Here is a 5,191-nt window from a genome sequence, read left to right as displayed (position 1 = left end):
TGGATACTTAGAGTGCCACAAACCTTGCGGTTTTTAGTGCACTCCTTATCCAACCTCACTTTCATCCCATGCCTAAAGGCGAGGGGCTTTCTCGTTCGGGAAGGGCTGTAATTGCATAATCATTTCTGTTCCACATTGATTACAGTTATACATGTACCATTCCCCTTTACTGGATAACACAATTCGTCTCTCTTATGTTCTTCCTGTCCTTGAAGTTAAAAATTATACTATTTTACTTTAAAAATATTCCTCTTATGCCACTTAAAGTATAATTTATTCTCCGGTTGAATTCCTATCTTAGCTTTTGGTATTAATCCAAATTTCAAATAATCTGTTTCCACTATTAATGAGGAAATATGCAGTCGTCCCTGGCCATCAAATGTGATAAACCCTTTATCATAAAGAGCATCATGATTACAGCACAGTAGTACACCGTTATACGGATCTAAGCGTTCCATACTTGTACTATCTTTCCATGGCTTAGAATGACTTGCTCTTAACAATTCTGGTAAATTTATTCCGCATAATGCACATTTTCCGTTCCAAACCTCCATTAATTCCTCTCTAAATTTTTGCTGTCCAATTCGGATTTTTGCTTTTACTTCGGATTCCGTCTCAGCTATAACTGGAATTAATGTGTTATTTTCTGTCCTTCTTACCGGATCAACTGCTAACTCTAATTGCTCATCATTTATTTTATAAATGTTTGAATCACCAATTAGTTCCATTAATTTAAGGGCTAATTCTTCATTACATGGATATAAATAACCTTGGTTTCCATTTGCATCTGATTGAAAAGGTGAATATTTAATTGGCAACAGGTGCGATATTTCTTCAAATTTCTCACGTATATTAATTGGTTTTTCTAACTCATGATATTTTAAAGATACCAAATAGCCTTCATCATTCCATTGATCATGACTTTTCATAATCGATGGTTTATTCGATTCCTTACAATCTTCTTCAGCGATACTAACTGCTACAATATTCCCTTTTACATAATGAAAGATCCGATCCCCCTCTTTTACATCCATCATTCTTTTCCATGAATGTGGTACATTACCGCCTCTATCCTTTTTAGGTGACCAAATAATTTCTAATCCTTTTTCCTCTTGATATGTATGCCCCTGCATAACAATAAAATGATTCATATACTCTCTCCTAAAGCGTTAACTCATTACGCTGTTTTCTATTTAATATAATACTAAAAAACTCTCCTATGATTAGCAAATTGTCTGTTTTATTTTAAATAAAAAACTACCTTCTCTAAAGGAAAATTCTGATATTCCTTTTACTCAACTATAGAGAAATTCAATTTTATAACCATTTATAAAAACAAAAGAGTTGACCCAAAAGGCCAACTCTTCTATTTAAAACTCTTTATTTCTCTTCTTCTTCTTTTTTTGCAATTTCCCGTTCATTTTTAGCGATTAAATCATGAAAATGTTCTTCTTTGTTTTCTTCAATATAGTTCATAAGGTCTTTAAGTTCCATTTATATCGCCTCCTGTATTTATTATACCAATAATATAATAAAATGTCAGGATAAAATCTATTAATTATTTTATAAAATTTATGCGATATAAATTACCTAAAAACAAGGACTGACTTCTCGTAAAACTGATCATTTCGAGATTCATCAACAATAATTTCTTTTACTCGTTTTGATTCTTTAAAAGCAAAAACTTCTGGTTCCTTTCCTGTATTATCATATAAAGTATAGCAATCTATTAAATCTTTAATTTTAGAAAATGTAGTAGCTACTTTCATATGACTTTCTTCAATAATATGTTCAGGAACCAATCTTCCTGTTACTTTAAAGCGCATATTAGATCGTTCTAAGGCAACTTTTATTGGGACATCCACAATGATTACTTTAATACTGAAATCCGCTTGTCTTAATTGTTGAATTAACTTTCTGTATTTCACTTCATTTTTCATTGTACCATCATACATAAAGTTTAGTTTTCTTTTTATACAGATCTTTAATAGTTTCATGGTAATATCACTGCTTTCATCATGAACTAAAAAAGCTGCTTGTTCCATTAACTCAATATTTCCAGATTCTATTAACTTTTGATATTCTGGTATTTTTTCTTTGATCTTATCAGGATCTATCCAAACCAGGTTTTGTTTCTGATGTTTATATCCCTTACTTACTAACTCTCCAATTGAACTTTTTCCAGCTGCAGAACCACCACCAAGTAATATAGCCTCAGGTTCTTGCTCTTGCTGTAATTGCCCCTTTAGAAGTGATTCAATAATCTCTTTATGTAAAAGCTTACGTTCTATTGTGTACTCTCCATTAATTACGTACTTTTCTCTAGTTGTTTTCAATTTTTTATTCTCCCCTTCTATAGATAAATTATTGTGTCCCTTTAAAAATTAGAGACCTTATCCTTTAATTGCACTTATTACTTCAGTTTTTTGAAATTTCTATACGATATTTCCCTTACTATAATTTCATATAACTCTTTTATCTAAGTTCTCTATCCTTTATTTCTTTATTTCTCATTCCTTCTAAACAACCGTCCTTCTCTGTGACTCAACACCTACTACATATATCTACTTAAACAAAAAAAGGCTTCTTTAAGTCGATTAATTGTGCATAGCAAAATAAGCTTTATACACTAATCGGCTCAAAGAAGCCCTTTCAAAATGAAAACAAGAACAAAACTTGTTTCTACAAATCTACAACTCTACCACAACACATAAGGTGTGGGAATAAACGGAATCAAATAGATAAACAATATAACTATATATTACATAATAAGGTTTTTATTATCAAGGAAATTTATAAAATTATTCTTAACACAAGTACTTTATTGGTTTCTATCAGATAATTTCTTCCTCTAAAACATGAAAGTTTGAAGCATTAATAAATTATAAAAGGACAGTTATCCTTAGATAACTGTCCTTTTATTAAATATACAATAAATTTATTATTCTTATCGTATATTAATTATTCAAACTTAATGTTTATTAAAATGGTAAATATGGTTTTGGATCTACTTGTCCACCTATATACTGATTCTTAATTTCGAAGTGCAAATGGTTCCCAGTAGAGTCGCCTGTACTACCTACTTTTCCTATTACTTGACCTTGTTGTACATGTGCCCCTACAGTAGTTAAAATTGTGTCCATATGACCATATAATGTCCAAAGTCCGTCTTCATGCCTAATAACCACCGCATTTCCATATCCACCAAATCCTTGACCTCTTACACCAAAACCAGCAAATTCTACAGTTCCTGATTTAGATGCCATTATTGGTGTACCCTTTGCCGCTGAGAAATCAATACCTTTATGTACTGTCCCCCAACGACTTCCATACCATGAGCTAACATTTGGATTTTTGATAGGCATTTGATATTTAGAAGAACCTGAATCTGTTTCATGCGGATTCATCCACTTGTCGCCTTCCCATGTTTTAATCTTTAACCATCCACTAGTTGTCCCATCTATTATTCTAAAATTCTGTGGATTATATACTGCTCCAGCGTTTGCTTTGCCTGAACTAAATGAAGGCTCGTTATACGCATAGAATGATTTGTTTATGAATCTTTCTTCTCCATCTAGATTCAGCCATTTCTCGCCTTCCCATGTTTTAACCTTCAACCATCCACTAGGTGTCCCATCCACAACTCTAAAATTCTGTGGACTATATAATGCCCCAGCGTTTGCTTTTGCTGCATTAAATGAAGCTTCGTTATACGCATAGAATGATTTGTTTATGAATCTTTCTTCTCCATCTGGATTGATCCACTTATAACCTTCATAAGTACCTACCTTCATCCAGCCATTTTCTTTTTTTTCTACTACTCCCCAATTTTGTGGGTTAAATGGTTCTCCATAATTTGCTTTCTTTGCATTAAATGAAGGCTCATTATACGCATAGATTGTTTTGTTGACAGTAATTTGTTCAGCCGTAGGATTCATCCACTTGTCGCCTTCCCACGTCTTAAATTTCAGCCAACCATCTGTTGTTCCATCTATTATTCTAAATGTTTGTCTTCCGTACTTCGCTCCGGCATTCGCAACCTTTGATGAGAAAGAAGGTTCATCATATGCATAGAAATCTCCCATGACACGTTCTTCCCCATTCAAGTTAATCCAAACTGGACCTTCCCATGTTTCAATCTTCCACCAGCCATTATCTCTTTTTTCTACGACTCCTACATTTTGGGCACCGTACTCTGATCCGCCATTTGTTTTAGCTGAAGTAAATGACGGTTCTTTATACCCATAGAATGATTGATTCACGTATTCTGAACTACTAGCAGCGTGAGTTACCATACTAAATGTCGAGATAGATAGAATAAAGAATAATAACATTACACCCTTTTTTAGCATATATTCTTTTCTCCCCTTTCGAATAATTTTATATTTCGATTATCACATTAACATATTTTCCTTTATTTTTCTATATTTTTACTGGAAAATTTTATCTTTTATTTCCACTTCTTATTCTCGGTTTGAATTCTCTTGATTTTTAGATTTATATAACTATACTATTATAGCGATAAACACAAATGCCCTATAGCAATTATCCAATAGCATCAATACTTTTAATTTATCCAGCTTCTTTTTATCTGAAGCTTTTAGCCAAACCCCATCTCAAAATGATACCAATTATAAAAAGACAGCTATTTTAGATAACTGTCTCTTCATTAAATCCAATTTAATTATTTTGAAAATCTAGCATACCCCAAGAAATGCTTCTGAGTGTATGGACTGTTTATCTTACTTTTAATTACACCTGTTGTTTCATCAGAAGCGTGAATATATTCACCATTTCCTAAATATATTCCTAAATGAGAAGGACCAGCTTTATATGTATTCTGTAAGAATACTAAATCTCCTGGTTGAGGATCACTTATTTTTGTAACCATGCCCCAGTATCCTGCAACACTTGTTCTCACAATGTTATATCCATTATTTTTAAATACATAATAAATAAAGCCACTACAATCAAATCCATTTGGTCCTGTCCCAGCTTCAACATACGGCTTTCCAAGTTGTTTTAAAGCTAAATCAATTACTCCAGAAGAACCAGAATCTGTTTGGTTTAGGTTCATCCACTTGTCGCCTTCCCATGTTTTAATCTTCAACCATCCACTAGTTGTCCCATCTATTACTCTAAAATTCTGCGGACTATATAATGCTCCAGCGTTTGCTTTTCCTGAACTAAA

General features: G+C 32.7%; 4 protein-coding genes. All 4 read right to left on the bottom strand.

The genetic code is table 11. From position 1 onward, the window contains the following. Window positions 1-227: 227 nt before the first annotated feature. Entirely contained in the window at window positions 228-1,151 is a 924-nt protein-coding gene (locus MR167_RS30410) for an HNH endonuclease (RefSeq protein ID WP_242316166.1), read from the bottom strand. Window positions 1,152-1,586: 435 nt separating this feature from the next. Further along, window positions 1,587-2,336: a zeta toxin family protein gene (locus MR167_RS30405; protein WP_078994279.1), complete on the bottom strand. Its 750-nt coding sequence runs from the start codon at window positions 2,334-2,336 to the stop codon at window positions 1,587-1,589. 645 nt (window positions 2,337-2,981) lie between these two features. Further along, window positions 2,982-4,352 (bottom strand): M23 family metallopeptidase, encoded by a 1,371-nt coding sequence (locus MR167_RS30400; protein WP_078994280.1) that lies wholly within the window; start codon window positions 4,350-4,352, stop codon window positions 2,982-2,984. Window positions 4,353-4,684: 332 nt separating this feature from the next. Continuing rightward, a partial coding sequence (locus MR167_RS30395; protein WP_242316165.1) for a C40 family peptidase occupies window positions 4,685-5,191 on the bottom strand: 507 nt, incomplete at its 5' end.

It is taken from the genome of Bacillus cereus group sp. BfR-BA-01355, assembly GCF_022663675.1.
Lineage (GTDB): Bacteria > Bacillota > Bacilli > Bacillales > Bacillaceae_G > Bacillus_A > Bacillus_A thuringiensis_S.
The sequence above is the reverse complement of the archived record's forward strand: the minus strand, read 5'-3'. Positions and strand labels throughout refer to the sequence as shown.